Here is a 25924-nt window from a genome sequence, read left to right as displayed (position 1 = left end):
TGCACAACCTCGCCCTCGCCGGATAGGCCAGTGGGCCGCACGGCAGCCAACCATGCCCGAGGCGACCCGCAGATCATTTACGGGACAACCCTTAGTACTCCAGCCGTAGTTCGTGATCTCGATGGTGAGGGGCGCCGAGGAGACAGGTGGCCAGCGTCGATCGTCTGGACCAGATCGGCCACGCCATCGGGGGCGTCCGTTCCTTCTTGGCCTACGCGAGTCCGCCGAGACGGAGGGCGTCCCTTATCTCGCTGAGCTTCGCGGTCGTCGCCGGGGTCCCCTCCTTCTCCTGTTCACCGAGTCGGAGGGCGTTCTCAACCTCGCTGAGCTTCGCGGAGGACAGGGTGCCCGCCCGCTCGATCAGGTCGTCCCGGGAAACGGTGGTCAGCCACGTGCAAGGGGTAAAGCCCGGACGCGGGAACGCGAACCGCAGCACGCCTTCAAAGGGCAGTCCTTCCACGGCGCCTACTGCCACTTCGACGCCTAGACCGGTGATGTCGATACCAGCCGGAGCGACGACCTGCATCACCCGGATCCCGGACGCGTCGTCCCCCGACAGCAGCACGACCGGCCGCCGCTCGTCGAACTCCACCCACCAGACTTCGCCACGTTGCACATGTCCTCCTGACGCAGGACGGCGGGCGGACGCTGCGCGGCCCCGACGCGCCGTGGAGACGGGTGCGGCCACCCGTTGATCCTCGGTGTGTGAAGACAAACGATCATGCGGTGGCCGCAGGTCACAGCGTAGACCCTGCCCGCTGGCAGGAGGCGTTCGAGGGCCTGATGAGCCGGATAGCGGGACGGTTCGCACGGGTCGAACCTCGCTTCCGGGTCCGGAAGTTGGTGTTCGGACTGCTGTCGGACCTGTCGCGCAAGAACTGCTGGACCATCGCCGGATGGGCCGGGAGAGGACCCCGAACGGCATGCAGCACCTGCTCGGCCGGGCCAAGTGGGACGCCGACCAGGTACGCGACGACCTGCGCGAGTACGTGGTGGAGCACCTGCGCGACGACCAAGCGGTGTTGGTGGTCGACGAGACCGGGGATGTGAAGAAGGGCACCGGCACGGTCGGCGTCCAGCGCCAGTACATCGGCACCGCGGGTAGGATCGAGAACGCTCAGGTCGCCGTCTACCTGGTCTACGCTGGCCGGCGCGGGCACGCGGCGGTGGACCGGGAACTGTACGTCCCGCGCTCATGACCTCCGACCCCGACCGCTGCCGCGCCGCCGGGTTTGGCGGGGAGACTTCCTTCGCCACCAAACTGGAGCTGGCTGCCCGCATGGTCGCCCGGTTCCTGGACGCCGGCCGGCTATCAGGTCGCATGGGTCGCGGGTGACGAGGTCTACGGCGGCAACCCCAGGCTGCGAACCGCACCGGAGGAACGCGGCACCGGCTACGTCCTCGCGGTGGCCTGCTCGAGAAGCCGCTCGGGCGATCGCCGAGCTGCTGCACTGAGTACTGCCTCGTCGTGAAAAGTGGCACAGCACGTGGCCACGCTGCCGTCTAATGAGGCGATGGACAACCGAAACACGGCGGCTCCCGGCGCACAGGTACTACAGCTCATCGTCGACACACCTACAGGCGTGTGCGTCCGAACGGTGCCTGCGGCACTTCCACTTCCCGAAGGCGTTGACCAAGGCACGGGCGCCGAGCTCGCGGCCCATCAGGCGGCCGCCATGTGGGGTCTGCCTGACTTCGTCTTCCGCTCCGCGATCCGGAAGGTCTCCTCAGGCCAGCGCGAGATCGGGGACCGGATACTCCTGGCCGGTGGTCGGGGCGCGAGTGTGCAGATCAAGAGCCGCGAAGGCGAGTACAAGGACGAGGCCGGTGAGCGTTCGTGGCTCCAGAGTCGAGGGAGCAAGGCCGCACGGCAGGCCAAAGGGACGGTACGGAGCCTGCGTACGATGCCGACCGAGCTGAAGAACGGCCGCGGACGCACGATCACGGTACGGGGCGAGGACTACGAGTGGATAGCCGTCGTCGTTCTCGACCACGATCGCGTGCCAGCGGACACGATCATCGACTGTCCAGTGGGAGACATGCCGAGCATCGCCCTGGCACGGCGGGACTGGGACTTCCTGTTCAACCAACTGCGCTCGACCACAGCAGTACTCGACTACCTCTTCCGAGCGGCCGAACGGCCACCCGTGCCCCTGGGGGACGAACCCGTCCGCTACTACGAACTCGCCGCACACGATTTCGAAGCCGAGCCCGGGGAGCTCACCGACGCAGTCAACGAGCTCGGCGGTAAGCGAGTCTCCCTCCCGCGCCTGCCTCAGACACCCGTGGCATCCTCCGCCGATCGGGCCCACCTCGTCACCCGCGTGATCTTCGAAGACATCGCCACAAGCGGGATGCACGATGGCATGACGGAGGCGAACCGCCTCACCCTCATGTCCGAACTCGATGCTCTCCTGCCCGTCAGCGAGCGGGCCAACTGGGGACGGCTCCTGCTGGAAATGCTCGATGCGGTACGCAGAGCGCCCCTTGGCCAGTGCGCGTGGCGCTGGCGCCGCGTGGTCAACGGCAGAGGATCTCGCCAGCTGATTCTGGGGACTGCGACCCGGCACGATCCCTCGGTGAAAGCAACCTTCATGTCCTACGTCATGCTCCGACACCACGAACTTGGCCAGCACACAGGGCTCGCGGACGAGACCCTCACGCTCGCCGTGCTCCTGACGCCACCCAAAGACCGAACACGACCGTGGGACACCAGCGTGATGCGCACCTTGGGCGACAACCAGTTGAGTCCCGGAGACATCGACCGATGCAGGCGCTTCCTGGCTTCCTAATGCTGTTGTCAATGTGTCTTGGAGGGATCGTTGTTCGCTCCAGGGCTTGGCCTGGATCTCCTGCTGGAGCGGCAACCTGGAGGCCGCCGCTCCAGCCCTCACTCGCCGATGGCCGCCTTATAGCCCGCGGCATCGAGAAGCCTGTCGAGCTCTTGCACGTTCGACGGATTCAGCTTGAAGATCCACGCGCCGTACGGGTCTGCGTTCAGCAATTCAGGGCTGCCGGTAAGGTCCTCATTCACGGCGAGCACCTCTCCCCCGACGGGGGCGTAGATGTCGCTGGCGGCCTTGACGGACTCCACGACCCCGGCTTGGTCGCCGGCCGCGAAGACCTTCCCGACTTCGGTCAGCTCGACGAAGACGATGTCGCCAAGCGCCTCCTGCGCGTGGTCGCTGATGCCGACGGACACGGTGCCGTCGCTCTCAAGGCGTACCCACTCGTGGCTCTCAGCGAAGCGCAGATCGGCAGGGATATCGGACACGAGCGTTCTCCAATCAAGGCGATGGCCACATGGCCACTGCCATCTTGCAGGACAGAGAACAACCCGTTGATCGCTTTCGGACGAAGTCGCAGGCCCAAGTCAAGCGGTTGCAGTAACGGGCGGTATGACCTGGTAGGGCCGCCGGTCACGGATCAGCGCCCAAAGGACGTTGACACGTCGGCGGGCCAGTGCGAGCACAGCCTGGACGTGCTTCTCCCCCTCGGCTCGTTTGCGGTCGTAGAACCTCCGCGAGTTGGGGTCGTAGCGGACGCTGACCAGGGCGGAGGTGTAGAGGACCCGCTGGAGCCTTCGGTGATAGACGCGCGGCCGGTGGAGGTTGCCGCTGACCTTGCCCGAGTCGCGAGGCGCCGGGGCGACACCGGCGAAGGCCGCCAGGGCGTCCGGGGAGTCGAACTCGTCCAGGCTGCCGCCGACGGCGGCGAGGAACTCGGCTCCGAGGGTGATGCCGATGCCCGGGATGCTCAGGACGATGCTGGCGAGTTCGTGCTCGCGAAACCGGCCCTCGATGAGCTCGTCCAGCTCAGCGATGTGCTCGTTGAGGGCCATCACCTCCTCGGCCAGGGTGTGGACCAGCTTGGCGATGGTCTTCTCTCCGGGGACGGCGGTGTGCTGGCGTTCGGCGGCCTCGACGGCCGCTTCGGCCAAGGCTCTGGCGTTGCGGACCTTGCGGTTGGCCAGCCACTTCGTCAGCCGAGTGGCCCCGGCGCGGCGGATCGCGGCTGGGGTCTGGTAGCCCGTCAGCAGCCTGAGCGGGCCGGTGTTGGTCATGTCCAGGGCCTCTCCAGGGCCGGGAACATGGACAGCAGGGTGCCGCGCAGGCGGTTGACCACGCGGGTGCGGTCCTCGACCAAGTCGGCCCGGCGGCCGGTCAGCAGCTTCAGCTCGACGGCGGCTTCGTCGCCGGGGCGGATGGGCCGCAAGTCCCGGCGCATCCTCGCCTGGTCGGCGATCACGTAAGCATCGCGGGCGTCGGTCTTGCCCTCGCCGCGGTAGCCGTCGGAGGCCCGGTTGACCAGCCGGCCGGGCATGTAAAGGACCTCTTGGCCGTGACTGACCAGCAGAGCCAGCAGCAACGCGGGCTCGCCGCCGGTCATATCAACCGCCCAGGTGACCTCACGGCCGTCGGCCAGATCCAGGACATCCCCGATCAGCTCCAGCAGCTCGGGCTCGTCGTTGGCAACCCGTCGCGACAGCAGCGTCCTGCCGTCCGCGTCCAGGGCGAGGCCGTGATGGTGCCCCTTGCCACTGTCGATCCCCGCCCATATCCGGCTCATCGCGCTCCTGACGTGCGTGTTCGTTCTGTACGTGCCACGGACGACCTCGCCGGCATTGCTCTACACAGCGACTTGTTCGCACTTCCTAATCGGCGGCCGAGTCGTCGTGGGGCGCCGGGCGGCGAAGCCAGGGAAACCACGAGACGGCAGCCGCCTGATAGCCACACCCAGCACCCCTGGGCGACCCAACCCTACGAATGGCTCGATCAACCCGATCAAGAAGGTAGAGCCGTCTGAGCTCTACCAGCCGGGACCCTGCGCCGGTCACCGGGATTGGGGTCTGCGGCGTTCGACAAGGGCCACGTCCCGCCAGCGGTCCCGGCGGCGACCGATGCGCTCGCGGGCGCCGATCACCCGGAACCCTGCGCGCTCGTGTAGCGCGAAAAGACGCTGCAGGCTCCGCCCGCAGCGGGCGACGGTCCGGCCGCGTCCCTGCGGAGAGGGGTGCGGCCGGCAGTCTCTCAGCTCTGGTTACCCAGCGGCATACCCCGCGCCTCTCGGTGGATGCGGGCTGCGGCAGCCTGGGCCGTACGGGCCCGGTCGGCGGCCTCGCCACCCATGTGGGCGGGGACGGGTACCGGGTCGCCGCGCCAGTCCAGAAGGAAGCTCGCCTTGTGTGGCAGGGGACGCTCCTGTGCCGCGTCATAGCAGTCCTGCCAGGAAAACGAGTGACCGGTCGGCGGGCAGCAGAAATCCGCGTGGACGGCAGCCAGAAGATGGTGAGTGGTTTCGGGGTCCGGACCTCCGAGTGCGGTCTCGTACGGGTCGGGAAGCACGCGGGCGATGAAGCTTGCCGCGGTGACGCGAGAGCGACGCATGAACCCTCAATCCTTGTTCGGCCCCGCGCCTTGACCACAGTTTACGACGCTGCGCCGACAACGCTTTCCCTCATGGCCTCCGCAAGTCGTGAGCAGGGCCTGAAAGGCCATGCGAGACGTCAGCCGACGCGGCTGTAGCGTTCGACAAGGATCACGTCCTGCCACACGCCGTAGTGACAGCCGATACGCTCGGGTACCCCGAGCACCCGAAAGTCCGCCCGCTCGTGCATGGCTAGACTCGCGGCCTTCTCGGGGAAGATGGCGGACTGGATGGTCCAGATTCCTGCCGCCCCATGGAGTCGACCCCGCGGCACGGGCGTCGGGGTGGACGTAGACGAAGTGCTCGACGACGCCCGCGTACGCGTCCCGGTCGGAGACCTTCGTGGCGGCGACCCAGCCGAAGACCCGCCCGGTCTCGTCGAGGGCGGCGAAGCGGTGCTCGGGCAGCTTCGTCGTGTCGAAGTTGTTCCCAGGTGGGCGATGACCTCGAGGGCGTTGCCCTCGTCGGTGCCAGCCTGGTAGATCGCCGGGGCCTCAGCGGCGTGCTCGACGGTCAGCAGCGCGACGGTGACCGCAGCGCTCACGCGGGCACGGTTTTGGTCAGCAACTGTCCCATGGCGGCCACTACGGAGGGCCTGAGGAGGTCCAAGCGGCTCTGACCTGCCACTTTTCAGCTAGCAGGGTGTACCCTGCACCCAGAACCGGTGGTAGCCCAGCGCCTCGACCTCCCGCGCGAGCTCCACCGTGTCCCGCAGCGCCCCGGCGGCGTCACCGCCCTCGCGGACGCGGGAGCGGTCCAGGACGGAGAGGCGGAACGGCAGCGGGGCGGCGGTTGAAGGACTCACGTCAGGTTCAACGCCTCCCGCCCGGAGGGATTCCCTACGCTGACGACGTGACGAGCGACAGCAGACCCCTGGCCGTGTTCGACCTGGACAACACCCTCTCCGACGCGCGGCACCGGCTGCACTTCCTGGAGCGCACGCCGCGCGACTGGGACGCCTTCTTCGGCGCCGCCCCGCAGGACCCGCCGCTTCCGCCCGGTGTCGCCCTGTGCCTGGAGGCGGCGCGGCAGTGCGAGATCCGCTACCTGACCGGACGCCCCGAGCGCTGCCGGCAGGACAGCCTCGACTGGCTCGCGGCGCACGGCCTGCCCCGGGGCCGCCTCCACATGCGCCGCGACGACGACCGGCGCCCCGCCCGGCTGACCAAACTGGAGGTGCTGCGCCGGCTCGGCCGGAACCGGGAGGTCCGCATGCTCGTCGACGACGACGAGCTCGTGTGCGAGGACGCCGCGAGGGCGGGGTTCCACGTGGTGCGCGCCGACTGGGCGCTCGGTTCCCGGGCGCTGCGCCGGGCGCAGGAGAAGGAGGGCCGTACCTGACGGGCCCGCCCCACGCGGGGACGGCCCGTCCCGAGCGGCCCGCCCCGCCCCCGCACGGGTCTGCCCCCGCACGGGTCCGCCCCCGTGCGGGCACGGCCGTGCCCGGCCGGGCCGCCCGCGCGGGGCGGGGGCCGGTGCCCGCGCGGCCGGGGCCCGGCTCAGGACTCGCCGGCGTCCGGGCCGTCGAGCCGGAAGCCCACCTTCAGCCCCACCTGGTAGTGCGCCACCTTGCCCTCCTCCAGGTGCCCCCGGACCTGCGTCACCTCGAACCAGTCCAGGTTGTGCAGCGTCTGCGCGGCCCGCGCGATCCCGTTGCGGATCGCCTCGTCCACCCCCGTGTGCGAGGTGCCCACGATCTCCGTGACGCGGTACGTGTGGTGTGACATGGCGGCCTCCTCGTCGCCGGTGGTGCGCGCGCGCCCGCTGGCGCGCCCTTTCCACGGTGCCCCAGGCCGCCCGGGACCGCGAGGCGGAGCGCACCGGACTTGACCCGGCCATTGGTACATACCAAAATCCAGCCATCGCCCGTGCGAACGCGTTCGCTCCCCCCACGTCGGGTCCGTCCTCCCTGCACCGGAAGCAAAAGGTGACCTACGTGAAGAAGCGCCTGCTCGCCTGCCCCGTCGCGGTCGTCTCCGCCCTCGCCCTCGCCGGCTGCGGCCTCGTCCCCGGTCAGGGCGGCACCCGTACCGTCACCGTCTGGCTGATGAAGGGCAGCGCCTCCGACGAGTTCCTGAAGCGGTTCACCACCGCGTACGAGCGGGAGAACCCCGATGTCCGGCTGGAGATCGTCCTCCAGGAGTGGACCGGCATCGGCAAGAAGGTCACCGCGGCCCTGGCGAGCGAGGACGCCCCGGACGTCATCGAGGTCGGCAACACCCAGGTCGCCCAGTACGCCGAGACCGAGTTGCTGTACGACCTGACGCTGGAGTCCGTGCGCGACCTCGGCCACGAGGACTGGGTCCCCGGCCTCGCCGAGCCCGGCAGCATCGACGGCAGCCAGTACGGAATCCCCTGGTACGCGGCCAACCGCGTCGTCATCTACCGCAAGGACCTCTTCCGGCGGGCCGGCATCGAGGAGCCGCCCAAGACCCGCGAGCAGTGGCTGGAGGCCACCGAGAAGATCAACCGCACCGGCGCCCAGGGCATCTACCTCGCCGGCCAGGACTGGTACACCCTCTCCGGCTTCGTCTGGGACGAGGGCGGCGAACTCGCCGTGGAGAAGGACGGCCGGTGGGTCGGCGCGCTCGACACCCCCGCCGCCCTCAGGGGCATGGAGTTCTACGAGGAACTCCAGTCCCTCGGCTCCGGCCCGAAGGACTCCGACGAGGAGAACCCGCCGCAGGCCGAGGTGTTCGCCAAGGGCGAGGTCGCCCAGATCATCGCCACGCCGGGCGCCGCGGCCGCCGTCCAGGAGCGCAACCCCGCCCTCGCCTCCCAGCTCGGCTTCTTCCCCATCCCCGGCAAGACCGCCGACAAGCCGGGTGCCGTGTTCACCGGCGGCTCCGACCTCGTCGTCCCCGTGAACGCCGGCGAACGCGCCGCCGCGATCGACGTCGTCACGGCCCTCGCCGGCAAGGAGTGGCAGACCGACCTCGCCCGCACCATGAACCACGTGCCCAACAAGACCTCCCTCGCCTCCGTCGTCGAAGGCGAGGAGGCCACCGCGGCGATGGCCGCCGGGGCCGCGCACGGGCGGGCCACCCCCAACTCCCCGAAGTGGGCCGACGTCGAGGCGGACAACCCCATCAAGCCGTACATGACGGCCGTCCTCCAGGGCGCGGACCCCGCGGCGGCGGCGCGCCGGGCCTCCCAGCGGATCACCGACGCCCTGGCGGGCTGACCCTCGGGCGCGGCGGCCGGCGAACCGGGCATTCAGCCGCCGCACATCCCCGCTCCGCCGGGCGGTCACGTCGAGGCCAGGCGGCGACGGCACAAGTAGGGGTACGGGCCACCGCACCCCCGCGGCCGCCCCCGCCGCCCGGCCCAAGGAGCCACCATGACCACCACGACCCCGGCCCCGGTCACCACCGCCCCGCCCGCCCCGGCGGTGCCCGCGTCCCGCTACCGGGTCTCCCTCGCCCGCGAGCAGGAGGACGTGCGGGCCGCGCAGCGCCTGCGGCACCTCGTCTTCGCCGGCGAACTGGGCGCGCGCCTCGACGGCCCGGAGCCCGGCCTCGACAGCGACGCCTTCGACGCGTACTGCGACCACCTCCTCGTACGGGACGGGGCCACCGGAGAGGTCGTCGGCACCTACCGCCTCCTCCCGCCCGAGCGGGCCCGCGTCGCCGGGCGCCTCTACGCGGACGGCGAGTTCGACCTCACCCGCCTCGCGCCCCTCCGCGACGACCTCGTCGAAGTCGGCCGCTCCTGCGTGCACCCCGCGCACCGCGACGGCGCCGTCATCTCCCTCATCTGGGCCGGCATCGCCCGCTACATGGCCCGCACCGGCCACAACTGGCTCGCCGGCTGCTGCTCCCTGCCGCTCGCCGACGGCGGCACCCTGGCCGCCGCCACCTGGGACGCCGTCAAGGCCAGGCACCTCGCCCCCGAGGAGTACTGGGTCACCCCGCGCCGCCTGTGGTCCCCCGACGGCGCCGCCCGCCCCGCCGCCCGCACCGAACTCCCGCCGCTGCTGCGCGGCTACCTCCGCCTGGGCGCCTGGGTGTGCGGCGCCCCCGCCCACGACCCGGACTTCGGCACCGCCGACCTGTACGTCCTGCTGTCGATGCGCCGCACCAACCCCCGCTACCTGCGCCACTTCCTCTCCCTCGGCGCGGAGTGACGAGCGCCTGGCTGCCGTCCGCGCCCTGCACCCCCGGGCGGTGCGCCACCCCCGCGCACCCGGCGGCGGGACCCCTGCGCGCGGCCCTGCGCCTCGCCGCCGGACCGGCCGCCGTCCTCGCCGGGGTGGTCCTCGCCCCGCTCGCCGCGCCGCTCCCCCCGGCGGCCCGCCACCGGCTGACCCGCCTGTGGTGCCGGACCGTCCTGCGCGCCTTCGGCGTGCGGGTGCGCGTCACCGGCGCCCCGCCGCCGCCCGGGCCGCTCCTCGTCGTCGCCAACCACGTCTCCTGGCTCGACGTCCCCCTCGTCGCGGCCGTCCTGCCCGGCCGGATGGTCGCCAAGCGGGAGGTGCGCCACTGGCCGCTGCTCGGCCCGCTCGCCGCCCTGGGAGGCACCCTCTTCCTCGACCGGGACCGCCTGCGCGCCCTGCCGGGCGCGGTCCGCGCCCTCGCCCGGGCCCTCGCCGCCGGGCGCCGCGTCGTCGTCTTCCCCGAGGGCTCCACGTGGTGCGGCCGGGCCCACGGCAGGTTCCGCCCGGCCGCCTTCCAGGCCGCCCTCGACGCGGGCGTCCCCGTCCAGCCCGTACGGATCGCCTACCGGCCCCTGGGGCCCGCCGCGTTCGTCGGCGACGACCCGCTGGCCGCCTCGCTGTGGCGGGTCGCCACGGCCGGGCGGCTCACCGCCGAGATCCGGATCCTCGCCCCGATCCCGTACGGCGCCCACCCCGACCGCCGCGCCCTCGCCCGCGCCGCACGGGCGGCGGTCGCCGGCCCGGAGGCCACGCCGGCCGCCCGGACGGCCGCGACCGCCGCCCCGCCGGGTCAGACCGCCGCCGCCAGCGACAGCGCGAACCTCCCCTCCCCGTCCGTCCACCACCGCGACAGCTCCAGCCCGGCGGCCGCGAGCTCCGCCGCGACGCCCTCCTGACGGAACTTCGCCGACACCTCCGTCCGCATCTCCTCACCCGCCGCGAACGGCACGGCCAGATCCAGCTCGGGGATCTTCACGGTCAGCGCGCGCCGCGCCCGCAGCCGCATCTCGATCCACTCGTTGTCCCGGTCCCACAGGGCGACGTGGTCGAAGTCGTCCGGATCGACGTCCGCGCCCAGCTCCCGCGCCAGCACCGACAGCACGTTCTTGTTGAACTCCGCCGTCACCCCCGCCGCGTCGTCGTACGCCGCCACCAGCGTCGCCTCGTCCTTCACCAGGTCCGTGCCGAGCAGCAGCGCGTCCCCCGGCTCCAGCAGCGACCGCACCGACCGCAGGAAGACCGCCCGCTGGCGCGGCAGCAGGTTGCCCAGCGTGCCGCCGAGGAACGCCACGAGCCGCGGCCCCGGCGTGCCCGGCAGTGCCAGGCCCCGCGTGAAGTCGGCGACCAGCGCGTGCACCCGCAGCCCGGGCAGCTCCTCGGTCAGCGCCCCGGCCGCGCCGGTCAGCGCCGACTCGCTGACGTCGACCGGTACGTAGTCCACCAGCTCCGGCCGCAGCGCCCGCAGCAGGTGCCGGGTCTTCTCCGACGAGCCCGACCCCAGCTCCACCAGGGTGCGGGCGCCGACCGCCCCGGCTATCTCCGCCGCCCGCGCGACGAGGATCTCCCGCTCGGCGCGGGTCGGGTAGTACTCCGGCAGCCGGGTGATCTCCTCGAACAGCTCGCTGCCCCGCGCGTCGTAGAACCACTTCGGCGGCAGCTCCTTCGGGGTGCGGGTCAGGCCGCTGCGCACGTCGGCGCGGAGATCGGCGCCGGTGGTGCCCTCGGGCAGGGTGCGGGTCAGCAGGAACGGGCTCACGCGGGGGACTCCTCGAGCGGTTCGGCGGACGTACGCCTCGGGTGCGGATCGGGGGAGGGGGCGGGGGGAGGGGCCGGCGGCGCGTCCAGGGAAGCGGCCGTGACGCCGTCCGCCGTGGCGGTCAGCACCGTCCGGTCCGGCACCTCGCACCAGCCGGGGTCGTCGTCGTACGGCTCCGAGGCGACGACCACGCGCCGGCCGGGCCCGGCCAGGTACCACAGCGTGTCGCCCCACGCGGTCGCGGTGACCGCCCCGCCGTCCGTCAGCAGCAGGTTCAGCCGCGACCCGGGCGCGACCGCCGCCACGTCGCGGACCACGCCGGCCAGGGCCCCCGACGGCGGGTCGCCGTGCCGCAACCGGTGCAGCACCAGGGCCCACACGAACGCCGAGTCGTTGCGGGCCTCCAGGGAGAGCAGTTCGGCGGGCGGCAGTCCGGCCGAGAGCGCGGCGACCGCGCCCGGCCAGCCGGCCACCGCCCCGTTGTGGCTGAACAGCCACGGCCCGGACGCGAACGGCGCGGCGGCCGCCTCCCCGTCCGCGCCGGGCAGGGTCGCGTCCCGTACGGCGGCCAGCACCGCGCGCGAGCGCACCACGCGGGCCAGGTCCGCGAACGACGGGTCCGCCCACACGGGCCCCGCCCGCCGGTAGCGCGCCGGCACCGGGTCGTCCGGCGCGTACCAGCCGACGCCGAAACCGTCCGCGTTGACCGTCCCGTACCGCTGGCGGCGCGGCGCCCACGACTGCCGGTACAACCCGTGCGGGGGCGCCACCAGCAGCTCCCCGAGCGGCCCCGCCCCGTCACCGACCCAGGCGATGTGACGGCACATCAGCGCCTCACCCCGCGTCCCGCGCCGTGCGGAAACCGGCGAAGATCTGCCGCCGCACGGGGAGGTCCCAGTTCCGGAACGTCCCCCGGCACGCCACCGGCGCCACCGCGAACGAACCGCCCCGCAGCACCTTGTGCGCAGGCCCGAAGAACACCTCCGAGTACTCCCGGTACGGGAACGCCACGAAACCCGGGTACGGCAGGAAGTCGCTCGCCGTCCACTCCCACACGTCGCCGATGAGCTGCCGCACCCCCAGCGGGGACGCCCCCGCCGGGTAGGCGCCGGCCGGCGCGGGGCGCAGGTGCCGCTGCCCCAGGTTGGCGTGGTCCGGGGTCGGCTCGGCGTCGCCCCACGGGTAGCGCCGCGACCGGCCGGACACCGGGTCGTACCGGGCGGCCTTCTCCCACTCGGCCTCCGTCGGCAGCCGCCGGCCCGCCCAGCGCGCGTAGGCGTCGGCCTCGTACCAGCTGACGTGCAGCACCGGCTCGTCGTCCGGCACGGGCTCCACGACGCCGAAGCGCCGCCGCAGCCACTGCCCGCCCTCGTACCGCCAGAACAGCGGCGCGCCGATGCCGTGCCGACGGATCTGCGCCCAGCCCTCGGGCGCCCACCAGCGCGGGTCGCGGTAGCCGCCGTCGTCGACGAAGCGTCGGTACGCGCCGCACGTCACCGGCACCGTGTCGATGAAGAACGCGGGCACGGACCGCACGTGCCCGGGGCGTTCGTTGTCCAGGGCCCACGGCTCCTCGTCGTGGGAGGTGCCCATCGTGAACGGCCCGCCCGGCACCCGCACCTCGGCGGGGAGCCCGGCCGCGTCGTCGGCGGGGCGCGGCGGCTCCGGCGCGGACAGCGCGGCCGGGCCCCGGCGCAGTTGATGGGTGATCAGCATGGTCTCGTCGTGCTGCTGCTCGTGCTGGGCGACCATCCCGAACGCGAACGCGGCGTCCACCAGCGGATCGCCCTCCAGTCGGGCCGCGCCGAGGAGGTCGAGGACCCGGTCGCGGACCTCGGCCGCGTACGCCCGCGCCTCGTGCGGCGACAGCAGCGGCAGGGACGGGCGGGTGGCGCGGGGGTGCTGGAAGGCGTCGTACAGCGGGTCGATCTCGGGCCGCAGCGCGGCACGGCCGCCCACGGCCCGCAGCAGCCACTGCTCCTCCTGGTTGGGGATGTGCGCCAGGTCCCAGACCAGCGGGGACATCAACGGGGAGTGCTGGGCGGTCAGTTCGCCGTCGTCGACGCAGTCGGTGAGCAGGGCGGTGCGCGCCCGCGCCGCCGCCAGCGCGTCGTACGCCCGTTGCCGGAGCGCCTCGGGGGAGGTGGTGACGGTCATGTGCGGGGCTCCTTCCCGGAGTCGGGGCCGGGACCGGAAGGGGTCGCGGCCGTGGGGGCGGGACGGACGGAACGCGGGGGAGGCGACGGGACGGGGGCGGGGTGCTGGTCGTCGGCCGGGCAGCGGCGTCGCAGCACGAACCGCTCGTGGAAGGCGGCCACCGCGTCCCGCACGGCGGTGGGCGCGCCCGAGCGGTCCAGCGCGTCGAGGGCGAGCCGGAAGCACTCCACGGCCGCCCGGTGCAGCGCGGGCGCGCCCGGCCCGTCCCGGACCGCCGCCCGCCAGTGCGCGTCCCTCGGCGGGGGCAGCGGCCCGGCCGTCTCCGCCAGCGGCAGCAGCGCCCGGTACGCCGCGTCGGCCGCCTCCGGGTCGTCGAACAGGGCCGTCGTCACGGCCAGGGGGACGATCCAGCCGTCGTCGCCGGACTGCGCGTCCAGCATGCGCAGCTCCAGATGGCTGCCCCGCGGCCGTACGGGCGGGAACAGCGTCGTCAGGTGGTAGTCGAGGTCGGCGCGGGTCGGGGCCCGCAGCGCCCCGGAGCGCAGCCACGCGCGAAACGTCAGCCCCTCCGGTACCGCCCAGGGCCCTTCGGCCGTGCGCACGCACATCACCGGCGTGTCCAGCACGTGCCGCGCCCACGCGCCGCGCGGCTCCCGGCCGGTGGGCGGAGCCAGGCCCCGCGACGGGTCGACGGTCGCCCACAGCGACTGCCGCGTGGACCGCAGCCCGGTCGGACGCCCGTGCAGGACCGGTGAGTTGGCGAACGTGGCGACGAGCACCGGGCCCAGCAGGTGGGCCAGCCGCCACCGCCGCTCGTACCCGAGGGGGCCCGGCTCCTCGTACCCGGAGTCCACGCACACCTGCACGGACGCCGAGTCGCGCATCATGAACCGCCCGGCGGTGCCCCAGCGGTCGAGGTAGACCTCCATCGCGTCGTAGCGGGGCTCGCGCAGCAGCCGGTCCCGCGCGGGGAGCCAGGGGTCGGTGCCGGAGCCGGTGAGGGTCAGTCCGAGACGGGCGAGCGCGGCGCGTACGGCGGAGAGGTCGGCGGAGACGGTGGCGACGCACTCGGCGAGCGAGGCGGCAGGCGGCGAGCTGAGCTCGAGCTGCCCGCCGGGTTCGAGGGTGAGCGGCGACCCCAGGTCCAGGGCGCGCAGGGCGGTGAAGGCGGTGTGCAGACGGTCGCGGGGGACGGGCAGGTGCGGGCGGTGCAGGTCGTGGACGAACCACTCCAGCTCGACCCCGACCGCGCGGGGCGGGCCCGTCTTGAAGCAGATACATCGCAGCAGGTCCTCGGCCTCGTCCTCGGACAGCGGCGAACCGCTGTCCGGGTGGGCGCTCGACGGCATGGTCCAGCTCCTCCTGTCGCGGGGCGTACCGTCCCACCTAAGCCACCGTCGCGGAGCCGCACAAGAGCGCCCGGGGGAACGGCACGTGCCGGACAAACCCGTTGCGGCCCCTCCGCATGATCGCGAACGATGCGGGGTATGAGCGCACGTCTACGCGGTATCGCACGGGAGACGGAAGAGATCGTCGCGGCGGGCCGGTACCGGACCCCCGGCGGCGCTGAGGTCCGCATCGCCGAGCTGGTGGCCCGGGCCCTCGACGGCACCGCCCTGCACGGTCCCGGGCCCGTCCCCGCCACTCCGGACACGGACCGGACCACCCGCGTCGAGGTCACCGGGGAGTCCAGCACCGAGGCGGCGCGCCGGCTCACCGCCGCCGCCCCCGGCGACCCCGTCGCCGTCCTCAACTTCGCCTCCGCCCGCAATCCCGGCGGGGGCTACCTGAACGGCGCCCAGGCCCAGGAGGAGGCCCTGTGCCGCGCCTCCGCCCTGTACGCCACGCTGCTGCGCGCCCCCGGGTACTACGAGCACCACCGCGCCGACCGCGACCCGTTCTACACGGACCGGGTCATCCACTCGCCCGGCGTGCCGGTCTTCCGCGACGACCGCGGCAGGCTCCTCGACCGCCCGTACACGGTGGGCTTCCTCACCTCGCCGGCGCCCAACGCGGGCGTCATCCGCGCCCGTGCGCCCGAACGGGCCGCCCGCATACCGGCCGCCCTGGCGTCGCGCGCCGAGCGCGTCCTGGAGACGGCCGTCGCCCACGGCTACCACCGCCTCGTGCTGGGCGCCTGGGGCTGCGGCGTCTTCCGCAACGACCCCGCCGACGTGGCGGGCGCCTTCAGGGCGCTGCTCACCGGGGAGGGGCGGTTCGCGGGCCACTTCGACGAGGTCGTGTTCGCCGTGCTGGACCGGACCCGCGAGGGGCGGACGGCGGCGGCGTTCCGCGCGGCGTTCCCCGCGGGGTAGGGCGTACGGCTCCGGCCGCGGCGTCCGCCCGTCGGTTCCGGGGCCCCGCGCCGTCTGGTGGCCCCGGGGCCCGCGCCGGCCGGCGGTTCCGGGGTCCCGCGCCGCCCGTCGGTTCCGGGGTCTCGTGCCGGCGAGCGGGCGCTCGTGGTCGCGTCGCGCGCGCCCCTCCGGCGCGCCCCTGACGTGCGCGGAGCGCCGTACGTCCTTAGCGTCACGACCATGGACACACATCGGCAGCACCCGCGGCGCCTGGAGATCCTGATCGTGCCGGAGCACGCGGAGGGCCGCGACGCCGCGCACCTCGCGGAGGTGGCGATCCGCTCGGCCGTGGTGGACGCCACCGGCGAGACGGGCGCCTCCGGCTACCCCCGGTACGCCGGGGGCGGCATGGTCGCGGACATCGACCCGGAGACCCGTACCGTGGAGGCGCTCCTGGTGGACGGGTCGGAGCTGGACTACGGCCTGTCGGCACGGGTCGCGGAGCCGCGCGGGGGGTGAGGGCGGCGCCGGGCCGACGGCGGGCGCCCGTTGACACCGACCGCCCCGGGGCCGGAGACTCACCCCGTCGATAGTGAACATCCGTTCACCGTACGTATGCGCGCGTGCGGGCCCGTGTGCGCGCACCAGGCCGTGGGAGAGCCCCGATGAGCATCCGCGACGTCTACATCGTCGACGCCGTCCGCACACCGATCGGCAAGTTCGGCGGCGCCCTCTCCTCCGTACGCCCCGACGACCTCGCGGCGCACGTCGTACGGGCGCTGGTCGACCGCACGCCGGACCTCGACCCGGCGCGGATCGACGACGTCTACTTCGGCGACGCCAACGGCGCCGGCGAGGACAACCGCGACGTGGCCCGCATGGCGGTCCTGCTGGCCGGACTGCCCGTCACGGTGCCCGGCGTGACCGTCAACCGCCTGTGCGGCTCCGGCCTCGAAGCGGTCGTGCAGGCCGCCCGCGCCATCGCGCTGGGCGACGCGTCGGTCGTCCTGGCGGGCGGCGTCGAGTCGATGTCGCGCGCCCCCTGGGTCCTGCCGAAGCCCGAGCGGGCGTTCCCCGCCGGGCACCAGGAGATGTACTCGACGACGCTCGGCTGGCGCATGGTCAACCCGAGGATGCCGGCCGAGTGGACCGTGTCGCTGGGCGAGGGCGCCGAGCAGATCGCCGACAAGCACGCCATCGGCCGCGAGCAGCAGGACGCCTTCGCGCTCGCCAGCCACCGCAAGGCCGCCCGGGCGTGGGCGGAGGGCCTCTTCGACGGCGAGGTCGTCCCGTACGAGGGCGTGGACCTGCCCCGCGACGAGAGCGTCCGCGACACGACGTCCATGGAGGCGCTGGCCAAGTTGAAGCCGTCGTTCCGCGCGGACGGCACGGTGACCGCGGGCAACGCCTCGCCGCTGAACGACGGCGCGGCGGCCCTCCTCCTCGTCGACGAGGAGGGCCTGCGCGCCTGCGGCCGGGAGCCGCTCGCGCGGATCCGCGCGTCGGCGGTGACGGGCATCGAGCCGCAGTTGTTCGGGCTCGGCCCGGTGGAGGCGGTCCAGCGGGCCCTGGGCCGGTCGGACCGCTCCTTCGCCGACCTGGCCGTCATGGAACTGAACGAGGCGTTCGCGGCCCAGGCGCTCGGCTGCCTGGCCGAGTGGCCGGAACTGGACCCGGCGATCGTCAACCCGCGCGGCGGCGCCATCGCGATCGGCCACCCGCTCGGCGCGTCCGGCGCCCGCCTCGCGGGCTCGGTCGCCCACCAACTGGCGGCGGCGGGCTCGGGCACGGGCGTGGCGGCGCTGTGCATCGGGGTGGGCCAGGGCATCGCGGTGGTCCTGGAACGGTGAACGGGCGCGGGGCCGGGCCCCGCGCCCGCTTGGGACGGGGTTCGGCCCCGCCGGGGGATCAGTGATCGCCGCCCGGGGCCCCCGGGGCGCGGTCACCCGCCTCGGCCTCGTCGATCGCCTTCCGCACGGCGTCCATGTCCAGCTCGCGGGCCTGCCCGATGACGTCCTCCAGGACGGGCTCGGGCAGCGCGCCGGGCTGCGCGAAGACGGCGACGTTCTCCCGGACGATCATCAGGGTCGGGATCGACTGGATGTCGAAGGCGGCGGCGAGCTCCTGCTGCGCCTCCGTGTCGACCTTGGCGAACACGAGGTCGGGATGGCGCTCCGACGCCTTCTCGTAGACGGGGGCGAACCGGAGGCACGGGCCGCACCACGACGCCCAGAAGTCGATCAGGACGAAGTCGTTGTCCGACACGACCTGGTCGAAGTTCTCCTTGGTCAGTTCGATCGTGCTCATGCCGTCCGCCTCTCAGGGGGTCCGTCGGTGCCCCGCACAACGGTGCCCGGGGCCGTGGCTATTCCCCTGCCCCTTTTCGGGGCGCTGCCACGCCCCCTCCCGTCCCGCCCCGCCCGTCCGGCTCAGAGCCGCGCGGCGAGCCGCTCCTTCACCGGCGGCCACTCCTCGGCGAGGAGCGAGAAGTAGACGCTGTCCCGCCAGGTGCCGTCCGGCCGCCGCCGGTGCCGGCGCAGCACCCCCTCGCGCCGTGCGCCGAGCCGGGCGATCGCCGCCTGCGAGCGCTGGTTGAGGTGGTCGGTCTTCAACTGCACGCGGCCCATGCCGAGTTCCTCGAAGGCGTGGGTCAGGAGCAGCAGCTTGGACTCGGTGTTGACCGCGGTGCGCCAGTAGGCGCGCCCGTACCAGGTCCAGCCGATCTCCAGGCGCTCGTCGTCCACGTCGACGTCCATGTAGCAGGTCCACCCCACGGCCCGGCCCTCGGCGCGGTGCACGACGGCGAACGGCACGTACTCCCCGCGTTCGGCCTTCGCCAGCAGGCCCCGGGCCTTCACGGCCAACTCCTCCTCGCTGCGCGGCGCGGGCCCGCCCTGCCACCGCCACACCTCCTCGTCCCGCCCGCCGGCGGCGAACAGGTCCGGGAGGTGCCGCATGTCCAGCGGCTCCAGGCGCACGTGGCGGCCGACAAGGGTGGTGGGCGCGGGTCTCGTGGCAGACATGGACGTACCCTAACCCGCCATTGCACTAGCCTCAACAGGTGAATGCCCTAGTGCAAAAGGGGGAGGGTGGTGCGGCGGTCGCACGCCCGCGGTCCCTCCCATCCCCGTCCCCGGCCCGGGGCGGGGCGCCGCGGGCGGGTCGACCGGGCCGGACCGGGTACCCGGCGCCCCATGATGAAGCGCGCTCTGTGGCAAGGGTTGGTGGCGGGTGCGGCGGGCGGCGTCGTGATGACGCTGGGCGAGAAGGTCGAGCAGCGCCTCACCGGCCGTCCCGACTCCCACGTCCCCGCACGTGTACTGGAACGCCTCACCGGCATGGCGGAGCGGCCCGGCAGGCAGCCGGTGCCGGTGAACTGGGCCATGCACTTCGGCCAGGCCACCGTACTGGGCGTCCTGCGGTCGGTGATGGCCCACGCCGGGCTCCGGGGGCCGTGGTCCTCGGCGCAGTTCGCCGTGGTCCGCCTCACCAACGACCAGATTCTGGAGAACGCCACCGGGGTCGGCGCCCCGCCGGCCACCTGGCCCCGCGGGGAACTGGTGGTGGACCTGGTGCACAAGGCCGTCTACGCCTTCGTGACCGGGGCCGTCGCCGACGCCCTGGCGGCTGCGGACGGCCCCGGCCCCGGGCAGCGCCACGCCGCCGTCCGGCCCGGCCGCCACGCCGACGTCGGCCCGATCCCCCGCGGGGACTCCTACGGGCGCGGACGGTGAGCCGCGCGCCCGGCCCGGCGCCGGGCACGGGACCCGGTTCCTGCCGCACGCGACCGCTCCCGCCCTCCCCGGGGGCCCGCCGGACCCGGCCGGCGGGCCCCCTCGCGCCCTTCTCCCCGGGTTCCGGGTCGGTGTCGCCCGGGGCACGCGGCCCGTACGCGTGCCGGGAAGCCGGTCCCGGAGTTTCCCCGGCCCGCGGAGGGCTACTCGCTCCGGCATGGAGCGATCACTCACGCGTTACCGTGCGGCGGAGACCGCGCGGCGGCTTCTCCCGTCGGCCGACGGACCCGGGCGCGTCCTGCGGGGCGTGGACCGGCTGGAGCGGTGGCCCGGGGCGGACCGGCTGATCGACGCGGTCCGGGCGGCGGTCCGGGCGGTCCCCCTGGGGGCCGGGCGGGACGCGCTGCACGGGCGCTGGCTCGGGCACCCCGTACACCCGCTGATGGTGCAGTTGCCCATCGGCACGTGGCTGTCGGCGGGGGTGCTCGACGCGCTGCCCGGCCGGCGCCGCGGGGCGCGGACCCTGATCGGGGTGGGGCTGGCCGCGGCGGGACCGGCGGCGCTGGCCGGCTGGACCGACTGGGCCGAGCTGCCGAAGGAGCAGCAGCGGGTGGGGCTGGTGCACGCGGCCGCCAACGTCACCGGGGTCGCCCTGTACGCGGCCTCGTACGCCGCGAGGCGCCGCGGGCGCATCCGGCGCGGCAAGGCGCTGGGGTACGCCGGACTCTCCGTGGTCGCCGCCGGCGGCGCGCTGGGCGGCCACCTCGCCTACCGCCAGGCGTCCGGCGCCAACCACGCCGAGTACGTCCCGCACGTGGTCGAGGCGGGCTGGCACGCGGTGGGCGACGTCGCGGAGTTCCCGGTGGGGCGCGCGGTGCGGCGCCACGTCGGCGAGGTGGCGGTCATGGTGGTCCGTGAGGAGGGGGGCGCCGTCCACGTGCTGGCCGACCGGTGCAGCCACATGGCCGGACCGCTGTCGGAAGGCGAGATCGAGGACGGCTGCGTGCGCTGCCCCTGGCACGGCAGCGTGTTCCGGCTGGCCGACGGCTGGAACGTCCGCGGGCCCGCGACGGCACCCCAGCCGTCCTTCGACACCCGCGTCGTCGGCGACCGCCTGGAAGTACGGCTCCGGCACACCGCCGGCGCCGGTGACGACGCCGCCGAGGCGGCATGAGGCAGTGCACACCGAAGTGCAGTGCCCACCGAAGTGGGGAAGGGAGCGCGAGGCATGGTAGGGAAAGCGGTACCGAGAGCGCATCAGTCCCTGGCACCCGAAACCCGGCGGGTGCTGAGGGAAGGACAACGCGACCAGCTCGTCAGCCTGTTGTTGCTGCTCACGGCCGTCGCGCTGTTCGTCGCCCCCTGGGTCAACGGCGAGCCCGACGCGGCCAAGGACGCCCACCGCAACGAGCTGGGCGTCGGCATGCTGGTGCTGTTCGTGGCGATGGCCCGTTTCAAGTGGCACCTGGGCAGGTGGGCGGATCTGACGGTGCTGGCCGCCGGCGCCTGGCTGGTCGCCTCCCCGTGGCTGCTGGGGCTCCGCGACACCGTGGTCTTCGCCGACGGGGCCCATGTGTTCGACGTGGCCGCGGGAAGCGTCCTGATCGTCCTGTCGGTCGTCTCGCTCCTGCTGTACGGCCCTTCCACGCCGGACGGCGCCGGAAGCGGACGGCAGGGGAGGCCGGCCGGGAGCGGGCGGCACCGGAAGGAGTGAGGTGGAGCGGCGGTGAGGCCGCGGCGGGGCCCGAGGCCCCGCCGCGGCCCTGTGGCGTCGTACCGGCGGACGGTCGCCGTCAGTCGCCGCCGGTGACCTTCTCGGTCAGCGCGCTGTAGGCCAGCTGGAGGGTGTCGGCCCCGGCCAGGGCGGTGAGGGCGCCCGTGACCGTGCGCGTGGCCCGCGGCCACAGCAGCCCGGCGGCGGTCAGGGTCGTGACGGTCCAGACGCTCAGGCAGAAGGGGCACGACACGAGCTCGCCCACCGTGTGGGCGGCGCCCTCGCGCGGCTCCTCGTGCACCTCGGAGGGCCCCTGTGGCCCCCGGTACTCCGTGAAGGGCGCCCGCAGGGGACGCGTCACCGCGCCCTTGCTCACCAGTCGGCTCAACCGGAAGGCCGCCACCGACGTCAACGCCAGGTCCCACGGCTCCGGCCGCTCGGGCAGCGGGCGCCCCCGTGACCGTACGGCCGCCGCCCACGCCGCCGTGTAGCCGGCGAAGGCGGCGAGCGCGGCGGCGTGCCCGCCCACCGGCGAGGGGTCCTCCTCCCGCGCGTAGGCGTGGCGCAGCCGCTCGGCGACGCGTGTGATCAGTTCCGACATCCCGTTCCCTCGTCCTTCGTCCGTGGATGGCCCTGCCACGGGTGCCCTCGCGTGCCCGCGCGAATCCCCGTTCCGGGGGGTGAGCCACCTGGAGCACCGCGCTGGTGGGCCGCGGTCCGACACGGTAGGGATGGAAAGGAACCGGCCATACCCATGGAGATCACGCCATTCTTTCTCATAGGGCGCGTATCGCGGGTACCCGGCCCCCGCTGTGATCCCGCACTCGCGAAGGAACCGTCCATGACGTTCAACCCACTGGAGCAACGCGGCATCCCGCTGGACCGCCAGGTCCGCAGCTGGCGGGAGCTCAACGTGGCTCCGATCGACCCCGACCACTGCGACCCGTACACCCGCTGCCGGATCATCACCATGAACGGCATCGAGGTCGAGGCGATCCTTTTCAGCCACCAGATGGCACGCCACACGCTGGACCCCGAGGTCAAGCGGCAGCTGGCGAGCGTCCGCTACATCGAGGCGCAGCAGCAGAAGGCGGTCAACTGGCTCCTCCCGGGCGTGTCCTCCGTGCTGGAGACGACGATCGCCTACGAGCAGGTCGCGGTCGACCTGACCGCGTGGGTGGCGCGGATGGAGCCGGACCCGTACCTGAAGCAGGCGTACCAGTTCGGCGTCCTGGAGGACTTCGACCACCTGTACCGGTACGCGAACCTGTACGAGATGATCGAGCACCGCAAGGCCGAGTCGATCGTCGACGGGCTGACCGAGGTCATGCCCGGACGGCCCACCAGGTTCCACCACCGCGCCCCGGTCGACAACGTCCGCGACCCGTACGCCAAGGACAAGACGAACCCGCTGTCGAAGCTGCACGCGCTGACGATCATGTCGGCGGAGCAGCAGACGATGAACTTCTACATGAACACCGGCCCCACCTACATGGAGCCGATCGCCCGCCAGCTGTACCAGGAGATCGGCCTCATCGAGGAGGAGCACGTCACCCACTACGAGTCGCTCGTCGACCCGGGGGAGACGTGGTGGGAGCAACTGGTCAACCACGAGTACAACGAGTGCTACCTCTACTACTCCTTCATGGAGCAGGAGAGCGACCCCAGGATCAAGGCGATCTGGGAGCTGCACCTCAACATGGAGCTGGAGCACCTGCACGCCGCCTGCGACCTGATGCGCCGCCACGACGGCCGCGACCCGGCGGAGGTGCTGGCGCCGCAGCTGCCGAACGTGCTCACCTTCGAGCCGAACAAGGCGTACCTGCGCGAGCTGCTGGACACGCAGATCGACCTCACCACCCTGGGCGCCGGCTACGTGCGCGAGGCGCACGAGCGGTTCGAGGCGATGCAGGCGCGGCTCCACGGCGACGAGGCGCCGCCCAGCGACCGGGTCATGGACGAGCACCAGGAGATGTTCGGCCGGGAGTACCGGCTGGAGACCGAGGGCGAGCACCCCGATCCGGCCCTGCGGGAGAAGTGAGGACACGCGATGGCGAAGAGCGCGCCCACCCCGCAGGCGGGGGACGACAACGCGACGGACGACGACGTCGTGTCGCTGCTGATGCGCCAGCACGGCGACATCCGCAACCTCTTCGACGAGGTCGAGAGCGCCACGGGCGACGAGCGGCGGGACGCGTTCCGCCACCTGGTGCGCCTCCTGGCCGTGCACGAGACGGCGGAGGAGGAGGTGGTGCACCCCTTCGCGCGCCGCAACGTGCCGGGCGGTGACGCGGTCGTGGAGGAACGGCTCGCCGAGGAGCGCGAGGCCAAGGAGGTCCTGGCCTCCCTGGAGGACATGGATCCCGACTCCCCGGACTTCGCGGAGCGGCTGCTGGAGCTGCGGACGGCGGTCCAGGAGCACGCCCGTGCCGAGGAGCGCTACGAGTTCACCCACATCCGGCGCAGCGGTGACGCCGGCAGGCTCGCGGCGATGGCCCGCGGCGTCAAGGCGGCCGAGGCGATGGCACCGACCCGTCCCCACCCGGGCGTGGAGTCCGGCACGGCCAACGTGCTGCTGGGGCCGGTCGCCGCGCTGATGGACCGTACGAGGGACGCCGTGCGTTCGGCGATGGGCGGCTGACCGGTCGACCGGGAGGCCGGTGCGCGACGCGGACAGGCGGCGCGCACCGGCCCCGTCCGGGGCGGACCCGGAAAGTACGGCGAAGACGGCCAAGACGGCGAAGACGGCGAAGACGCGGAGAGGCGCACGGCCGCGGAGAAGGGGAGAGAGCCACACGATGGCGAGCGGAGCCGCCCCGCCCCGGGGCACCCCCCTGCCACGGCGTTCCCTGGCGGTCTTCGCGCTGATCGGCGCGGCCCTGATGGCCGCGCTCGACGAGATCGTCTTCCACCAGATCCTGCACTGGCACCACTTCTACGACCGCTCCACGCCGGGCGTCGGCCTCCTGTCCGACGGGCTCCTGCACACCGCCGAAGTCGGCGCCCTGGTCGCCGGCGGGGTCCTCTACGCGGACCTGCGCCGCCGGGGCGCCCTGTCGCCGGCGCACGCCCGGGCCGGGCTCTTCCTCGGGCTGGGGGGCTTCCAGCTCTTCGACGGGGTCGTCGACCACAAGCTGCTGCGCGTGCACCAGATCCGCTACGGGGTGGACGTCACCCCCTACGACTGGGCGTGGAACACCGCCGGGCTGCTCCTGCTGCTCGTCGGAGCCCTCCTGGCCCTGCGGGCCCGCCGCCGCGCGGACGGCCGCGGGGCGGGCGCGTGAGTCCGGCGGCGAGCGTCCCGGCCGCCGCGGCGGGCCATCCGGCGGGGGTCTTCGGCCTGGCCGCCGCTGCCGTGGCGCTGGCGGCGACCGCGGCCTACGTCCTGGCCGCCCTCCGCCTGCGCGGGCGCGGCGACGCCTGGCCCTGGTGGCGCGACGCGTCCTTCGCCGCCGGCTGCATGGCCATCGCCCACGCGATGTTGACGCCGATGCCCGGCGGGCCCTTCACCGCGCACATGGCGCACCACGTCGTCACGGCCATGGCCGCCCCCGTCCTCGTGGTTCTCGGACGGCCCCTGACGCTGCTGCTGCGCATCCTGCCGCCCGGGCACGCACGGCGGGGACTGCTGGCCGTGGCGCACTCCCGGCCCGTCGCGTGGCTGCTCTTCCCGCCCGTGGCGGCGCTGCTGGACATGGGCGGCCTGTGGCTGCTGCACCGCTCGCCGGTCCTCGCCGACGCCCACCACCAGCCGGTGCTGGGCGCCGCCGTGCAGGCCCACCTGCTGGCCGCGGGGCTGCTGTTCACCTTCTCCGTGTGCCGGCTCGATCCGGTGCGCCACCGGTGGGGCCTGGCGCTGCGGGGCGCCACCCTGCTCGTCGCCGGCGCGGCCCACGCCGTGCTCGCCAAGACGCTGTACGCGAAGCCGCCGCCCGGGACCTCGTTCACGGCCCTTGACCTGCAGACCGGCGCGCAGCTCATGTACTACGGCGGTGACCTGGCCGAACTCGCCCTCGCCGCCGTACTCGCCGCCGAGTGGTACACGCGCGGGGGCCGGGCCCTCCGAAGGGCCGACTCCCGCGGGACCACCGCCACCGGCCGTCTCGAACCGGCGGCCGGAGGGGCGGGGGCGTAGCGGGGGACCGCTGCTTCACCGCAGGGCGAGAACCCAGGCGGTGAGGCCGACGAGGGCGAAGACGCCCGCGGCCAGGGAGGCGGCGGTCATGCACAGGAGGCGTCGGCGCAACTGCTCATACCGCCGGGCGTACTCCTCGCGGAGTTCCGCGGCGCGGCGCGTCAGGTGTCCCAGCGCCCGCTCCACCTGCTCGACGCGGTCCTCGGCGTAGAGGCGGGCGACCTCCTCGTGCTGGGCGGTGGTCAGCCACGGCAGCCGCAGGGCGAAGGCGTCGGCCTGCCGCCGGATCTCGCCCGGACGGGTCTCGGCCGCGAGGCGGTCCCCCGGGCGTTCCGGTCCCGCCGCGGCTCCGGTGTGCTCCCGCGGGCGGCCCGGCATCATCTGTGGTCCTCACCGGAGACGATCGTGTCGTTCTCGGGGTCCACCACGTCGCGGCCTTTGTTCCACCCCCGGTCCAGGGCGGTGACTTCGGGGTGGTGGAGGTCGAAGGCGGGGGATTCGGAGCGGATTTTGGGCAGGGTGAGGAAGTTGTGGCGGGGTGGGGGGCAGGA

At 73.6% G+C, this 25924-nt stretch carries 27 protein-coding genes and 4 pseudogenes; 16 read left to right on the top strand and 15 right to left on the bottom strand.

Annotated elements, in window-relative coordinates; genetic code table 11:
- Positions 1 to 211: 211 nt before the first annotated feature.
- The gene (locus tag AC07D6_RS32815; RefSeq protein WP_479050485.1) at positions 212 to 616 is read right to left on the bottom strand and encodes a type II toxin-antitoxin system PemK/MazF family toxin; all 405 of its coding nucleotides are present in this window, start codon (positions 614 to 616) and stop codon (positions 212 to 214) included.
- 167 nt (positions 617 to 783) lie between these two features.
- Between AC07D6_RS32815 and AC07D6_RS32810 the strand changes: the two are divergent.
- Positions 784 to 1418, top strand: a pseudogene (locus AC07D6_RS32810) (IS701 family transposase); the annotation flags it as partial.
- A 96-nt stretch (positions 1419 to 1514) separates the two neighbouring features.
- Positions 1515 to 2792, top strand: a complete 1278-nt coding sequence (locus AC07D6_RS32805) for a hypothetical protein (protein ID WP_479050483.1) — start codon at positions 1515 to 1517, stop codon at positions 2790 to 2792.
- Between the two features lie 98 nt (positions 2793 to 2890).
- Here AC07D6_RS32805 and gcvH read toward each other — a convergent pair whose 3' ends face one another.
- The 5 genes and pseudogenes from gcvH to AC07D6_RS32780 form a co-directional block, all read right to left on the bottom strand.
- On the bottom strand, positions 2891 to 3274 hold the full coding sequence (gene gcvH, locus AC07D6_RS32800; RefSeq protein WP_479050481.1) for a glycine cleavage system protein GcvH: 384 nt from the start codon (positions 3272 to 3274) through the stop codon (positions 2891 to 2893).
- A gap of 99 nt (positions 3275 to 3373) precedes the next feature.
- A pseudogene (locus AC07D6_RS32795) lies at positions 3374 to 4569 on the bottom strand (IS110 family RNA-guided transposase).
- A gap of 264 nt (positions 4570 to 4833) precedes the next feature.
- Positions 4834 to 4950 (bottom strand): annotated as a pseudogene (locus AC07D6_RS32790) (GNAT family N-acetyltransferase); the annotation flags it as partial.
- Between the two features lie 80 nt (positions 4951 to 5030).
- Positions 5031 to 5387, bottom strand: a complete 357-nt coding sequence (locus AC07D6_RS32785) for a hypothetical protein (RefSeq protein ID WP_479050479.1) — start codon at positions 5385 to 5387, stop codon at positions 5031 to 5033.
- Positions 5388 to 6079: 692 nt separating this feature from the next.
- Positions 6080 to 6232: pseudogene (locus AC07D6_RS32780) on the bottom strand (LLM class flavin-dependent oxidoreductase); the annotation flags it as partial.
- Positions 6233 to 6279: 47 nt separating this feature from the next.
- On the opposite strand from AC07D6_RS32780, the gene AC07D6_RS32775 reads away from it, so the two are divergent.
- Entirely contained in the window at positions 6280 to 6768 is a 489-nt protein-coding gene (locus tag AC07D6_RS32775; protein ID WP_479050477.1) for a phosphatase domain-containing protein, read from the top strand.
- Positions 6769 to 6926: 158 nt separating this feature from the next.
- Here the strand turns inward: AC07D6_RS32775 and AC07D6_RS32770 are convergent, their stop codons facing one another.
- The gene (locus AC07D6_RS32770) at positions 6927 to 7154 is read right to left on the bottom strand and encodes a dodecin (RefSeq protein WP_315880110.1); all 228 of its coding nucleotides are present in this window, start codon (positions 7152 to 7154) and stop codon (positions 6927 to 6929) included.
- 209 nt (positions 7155 to 7363) lie between these two features.
- On the opposite strand from AC07D6_RS32770, the gene AC07D6_RS32765 reads away from it, so the two are divergent.
- From AC07D6_RS32765 to AC07D6_RS32755, 3 genes are all read left to right on the top strand, one after another.
- Positions 7364 to 8611, top strand: coding sequence for an extracellular solute-binding protein (locus AC07D6_RS32765; protein WP_479050474.1), 1248 nt, complete (start codon positions 7364 to 7366; stop codon positions 8609 to 8611).
- A gap of 156 nt (positions 8612 to 8767) precedes the next feature.
- Complete coding sequence (locus AC07D6_RS32760) at positions 8768 to 9553, top strand: GNAT family N-acetyltransferase (protein WP_479050472.1); 786 nt, start codon at positions 8768 to 8770, stop codon at positions 9551 to 9553.
- On the top strand, positions 9550 to 10479 hold the full coding sequence (locus tag AC07D6_RS32755) for a lysophospholipid acyltransferase family protein (protein ID WP_479050470.1): 930 nt from the start codon (positions 9550 to 9552) through the stop codon (positions 10477 to 10479). Before AC07D6_RS32760 ends, AC07D6_RS32755 begins: the two co-directional genes overlap by 4 nt.
- Here AC07D6_RS32755 and egtD read toward each other — a convergent pair.
- The 4 genes from egtD to egtA are packed head-to-tail and all read right to left on the bottom strand — an operon-like array spanning position 10374 to position 14845.
- Complete coding sequence (gene egtD / locus AC07D6_RS32750; protein ID WP_479050468.1) at positions 10374 to 11339, bottom strand: L-histidine N(alpha)-methyltransferase; 966 nt, start codon at positions 11337 to 11339, stop codon at positions 10374 to 10376. The genes AC07D6_RS32755 and egtD overlap by 106 nt on opposite strands.
- A complete protein-coding gene (egtC, locus tag AC07D6_RS32745; protein WP_479050466.1) occupies positions 11336 to 12166 on the bottom strand; it encodes an ergothioneine biosynthesis protein EgtC in 831 nt (276 codons plus the stop codon). Before egtC ends, egtD begins: the two co-directional genes overlap by 4 nt.
- 7 nt (positions 12167 to 12173) lie before the next feature.
- A complete protein-coding gene (gene egtB, locus AC07D6_RS32740; protein ID WP_479050464.1) occupies positions 12174 to 13496 on the bottom strand; it encodes an ergothioneine biosynthesis protein EgtB in 1323 nt (440 codons plus the stop codon).
- Positions 13493 to 14845 (bottom strand): ergothioneine biosynthesis glutamate--cysteine ligase EgtA, encoded by a 1353-nt coding sequence (gene egtA, locus AC07D6_RS32735; protein WP_479050462.1) that lies wholly within the window; start codon positions 14843 to 14845, stop codon positions 13493 to 13495. Before egtA ends, egtB begins: the two co-directional genes overlap by 4 nt.
- 138 nt (positions 14846 to 14983) lie before the next feature.
- On the opposite strand from egtA, the gene AC07D6_RS32730 reads away from it, so the two are divergent.
- The 3 genes from AC07D6_RS32730 (at position 14984) to AC07D6_RS32720 (ending at position 17640) form a co-directional block, all read left to right on the top strand.
- The gene (locus AC07D6_RS32730; protein WP_479050460.1) at positions 14984 to 15811 is read left to right on the top strand and encodes a TIGR02452 family protein; all 828 of its coding nucleotides are present in this window, start codon (positions 14984 to 14986) and stop codon (positions 15809 to 15811) included.
- 219 nt (positions 15812 to 16030) lie between these two features.
- Positions 16031 to 16309 (top strand): hypothetical protein, encoded by a 279-nt coding sequence (locus AC07D6_RS32725; protein WP_315880119.1) that lies wholly within the window; start codon positions 16031 to 16033, stop codon positions 16307 to 16309.
- A gap of 146 nt (positions 16310 to 16455) precedes the next feature.
- Positions 16456 to 17640, top strand: a complete 1185-nt coding sequence (locus tag AC07D6_RS32720; protein WP_315880120.1) for a thiolase family protein — start codon at positions 16456 to 16458, stop codon at positions 17638 to 17640.
- Between the two features lie 58 nt (positions 17641 to 17698).
- Here AC07D6_RS32720 and AC07D6_RS32715 read toward each other — a convergent pair whose 3' ends face one another.
- Positions 17699 to 18097, bottom strand: a complete 399-nt coding sequence (locus AC07D6_RS32715) for a thioredoxin family protein (protein WP_315880121.1) — start codon at positions 18095 to 18097, stop codon at positions 17699 to 17701.
- A gap of 122 nt (positions 18098 to 18219) precedes the next feature.
- A complete protein-coding gene (locus AC07D6_RS32710; protein ID WP_315880122.1) occupies positions 18220 to 18813 on the bottom strand; it encodes a GNAT family N-acetyltransferase in 594 nt (197 codons plus the stop codon).
- A 171-nt stretch (positions 18814 to 18984) separates the two neighbouring features.
- Between AC07D6_RS32710 and AC07D6_RS32705 the strand changes: the two genes are divergently transcribed.
- The 3 genes from AC07D6_RS32705 (at position 18985) to AC07D6_RS32695 (ending at position 21238) form a co-directional block, all read left to right on the top strand.
- Complete coding sequence (locus tag AC07D6_RS32705; protein ID WP_479050456.1) at positions 18985 to 19524, top strand: hypothetical protein; 540 nt, start codon at positions 18985 to 18987, stop codon at positions 19522 to 19524.
- Between the two features lie 217 nt (positions 19525 to 19741).
- Positions 19742 to 20698, top strand: coding sequence for a Rieske (2Fe-2S) protein (locus tag AC07D6_RS32700; protein ID WP_479050454.1), 957 nt, complete (start codon positions 19742 to 19744; stop codon positions 20696 to 20698).
- A gap of 111 nt (positions 20699 to 20809) precedes the next feature.
- Entirely contained in the window at positions 20810 to 21238 is a 429-nt protein-coding gene (locus AC07D6_RS32695; RefSeq protein ID WP_315880125.1) for an SPW repeat domain-containing protein, read from the top strand.
- 79 nt (positions 21239 to 21317) lie between these two features.
- Here AC07D6_RS32695 and AC07D6_RS32690 read toward each other — a convergent pair whose 3' ends face one another.
- On the bottom strand, positions 21318 to 21839 hold the full coding sequence (locus AC07D6_RS32690; RefSeq protein WP_315880126.1) for a DUF1360 domain-containing protein: 522 nt from the start codon (positions 21837 to 21839) through the stop codon (positions 21318 to 21320).
- Between the two features lie 240 nt (positions 21840 to 22079).
- Here AC07D6_RS32690 and AC07D6_RS32685 point away from each other — a divergent pair, with 240 nt between their 5' ends.
- The 4 genes from AC07D6_RS32685 to AC07D6_RS32670 all read left to right on the top strand — a co-directional run bounded on the left by AC07D6_RS32685 (position 22080) and on the right by AC07D6_RS32670 (position 25373).
- Positions 22080 to 23279 carry a hypothetical protein gene (locus AC07D6_RS32685; RefSeq protein WP_315880127.1) on the top strand — a complete coding sequence of 400 codons (1200 nt, stop codon included), beginning with the start codon at positions 22080 to 22082 and terminating at the stop codon, positions 23277 to 23279.
- A 9-nt stretch (positions 23280 to 23288) separates the two neighbouring features.
- The gene (locus tag AC07D6_RS32680) at positions 23289 to 23879 is read left to right on the top strand and encodes a hemerythrin domain-containing protein (RefSeq protein ID WP_479050451.1); all 591 of its coding nucleotides are present in this window, start codon (positions 23289 to 23291) and stop codon (positions 23877 to 23879) included.
- A gap of 157 nt (positions 23880 to 24036) precedes the next feature.
- Positions 24037 to 24522 (top strand): DUF2243 domain-containing protein, encoded by a 486-nt coding sequence (locus AC07D6_RS32675; protein WP_479050449.1) that lies wholly within the window; start codon positions 24037 to 24039, stop codon positions 24520 to 24522.
- The gene (locus AC07D6_RS32670; protein WP_479050447.1) at positions 24519 to 25373 is read left to right on the top strand and encodes a cytochrome c oxidase assembly protein; all 855 of its coding nucleotides are present in this window, start codon (positions 24519 to 24521) and stop codon (positions 25371 to 25373) included. Before AC07D6_RS32675 ends, AC07D6_RS32670 begins: the two co-directional genes overlap by 4 nt.
- Before the next feature lie 15 nt (positions 25374 to 25388).
- Here AC07D6_RS32670 and AC07D6_RS32665 read toward each other — a convergent pair whose 3' ends face one another.
- Complete coding sequence (locus AC07D6_RS32665) at positions 25389 to 25754, bottom strand: hypothetical protein (RefSeq protein ID WP_479050445.1); 366 nt, start codon at positions 25752 to 25754, stop codon at positions 25389 to 25391.
- Positions 25755 to 25924 lie beyond the last annotated feature (170 nt).

Source organism: Streptomyces sp. NPDC045287, assembly GCF_056432325.1.
Note: the sequence above shows the minus strand (reverse complement) of the source record. Positions and strands in the feature narration are given on the sequence as shown.

Bases quoted from the DNA above. Each gene is read 5' to 3' on its own strand.
- AC07D6_RS32710 (WP_315880122.1), bottom strand. From the start codon at position 18,813: ATGTCTGCCACGAGACCCGCGCCCACCACCCTTGTCGGCCGCCACGTG.
- AC07D6_RS32715 (WP_315880121.1), bottom strand. From the start codon at position 18,097: ATGAGCACGATCGAACTGACCAAGGAGAACTTCGACCAGGTCGTGTCG.
- AC07D6_RS32725 (WP_315880119.1), top strand. From the start codon at position 16,031: ATGGACACACATCGGCAGCACCCGCGGCGCCTGGAGATCCTGATCGTG.
- AC07D6_RS32770 (WP_315880110.1), bottom strand. From the start codon at position 7,154: ATGTCACACCACACGTACCGCGTCACGGAGATCGTGGGCACCTCGCAC.
- AC07D6_RS32700 (WP_479050454.1), top strand. From the start codon at position 19,742: ATGGAGCGATCACTCACGCGTTACCGTGCGGCGGAGACCGCGCGGCGG.
- AC07D6_RS32730 (WP_479050460.1), top strand. From the start codon at position 14,984: ATGAGCGCACGTCTACGCGGTATCGCACGGGAGACGGAAGAGATCGTC.
- AC07D6_RS32785 (WP_479050479.1), bottom strand. From the start codon at position 5,387: ATGCGTCGCTCTCGCGTCACCGCGGCAAGCTTCATCGCCCGCGTGCTT.
- egtB (WP_479050464.1), bottom strand. From the start codon at position 13,496: ATGACCGTCACCACCTCCCCCGAGGCGCTCCGGCAACGGGCGTACGAC.
- AC07D6_RS32675 (WP_479050449.1), top strand. From the start codon at position 24,037: ATGGCGAGCGGAGCCGCCCCGCCCCGGGGCACCCCCCTGCCACGGCGT.
- AC07D6_RS32685 (WP_315880127.1), top strand. From the start codon at position 22,080: ATGACGTTCAACCCACTGGAGCAACGCGGCATCCCGCTGGACCGCCAG.
- egtC (WP_479050466.1), bottom strand. From the start codon at position 12,166: ATGTGCCGTCACATCGCCTGGGTCGGTGACGGGGCGGGGCCGCTCGGG.
- egtA (WP_479050462.1), bottom strand. From the start codon at position 14,845: ATGCCGTCGAGCGCCCACCCGGACAGCGGTTCGCCGCTGTCCGAGGAC.
- AC07D6_RS32805 (WP_479050483.1), top strand. From the start codon at position 1,515: ATGGACAACCGAAACACGGCGGCTCCCGGCGCACAGGTACTACAGCTC.
- AC07D6_RS32720 (WP_315880120.1), top strand. From the start codon at position 16,456: ATGAGCATCCGCGACGTCTACATCGTCGACGCCGTCCGCACACCGATC.
- AC07D6_RS32690 (WP_315880126.1), bottom strand. From the start codon at position 21,839: ATGTCGGAACTGATCACACGCGTCGCCGAGCGGCTGCGCCACGCCTAC.
- AC07D6_RS32665 (WP_479050445.1), bottom strand. From the start codon at position 25,754: ATGATGCCGGGCCGCCCGCGGGAGCACACCGGAGCCGCGGCGGGACCG.
- AC07D6_RS32705 (WP_479050456.1), top strand. From the start codon at position 18,985: ATGATGAAGCGCGCTCTGTGGCAAGGGTTGGTGGCGGGTGCGGCGGGC.
- AC07D6_RS32760 (WP_479050472.1), top strand. From the start codon at position 8,768: ATGACCACCACGACCCCGGCCCCGGTCACCACCGCCCCGCCCGCCCCG.
- AC07D6_RS32680 (WP_479050451.1), top strand. From the start codon at position 23,289: ATGGCGAAGAGCGCGCCCACCCCGCAGGCGGGGGACGACAACGCGACG.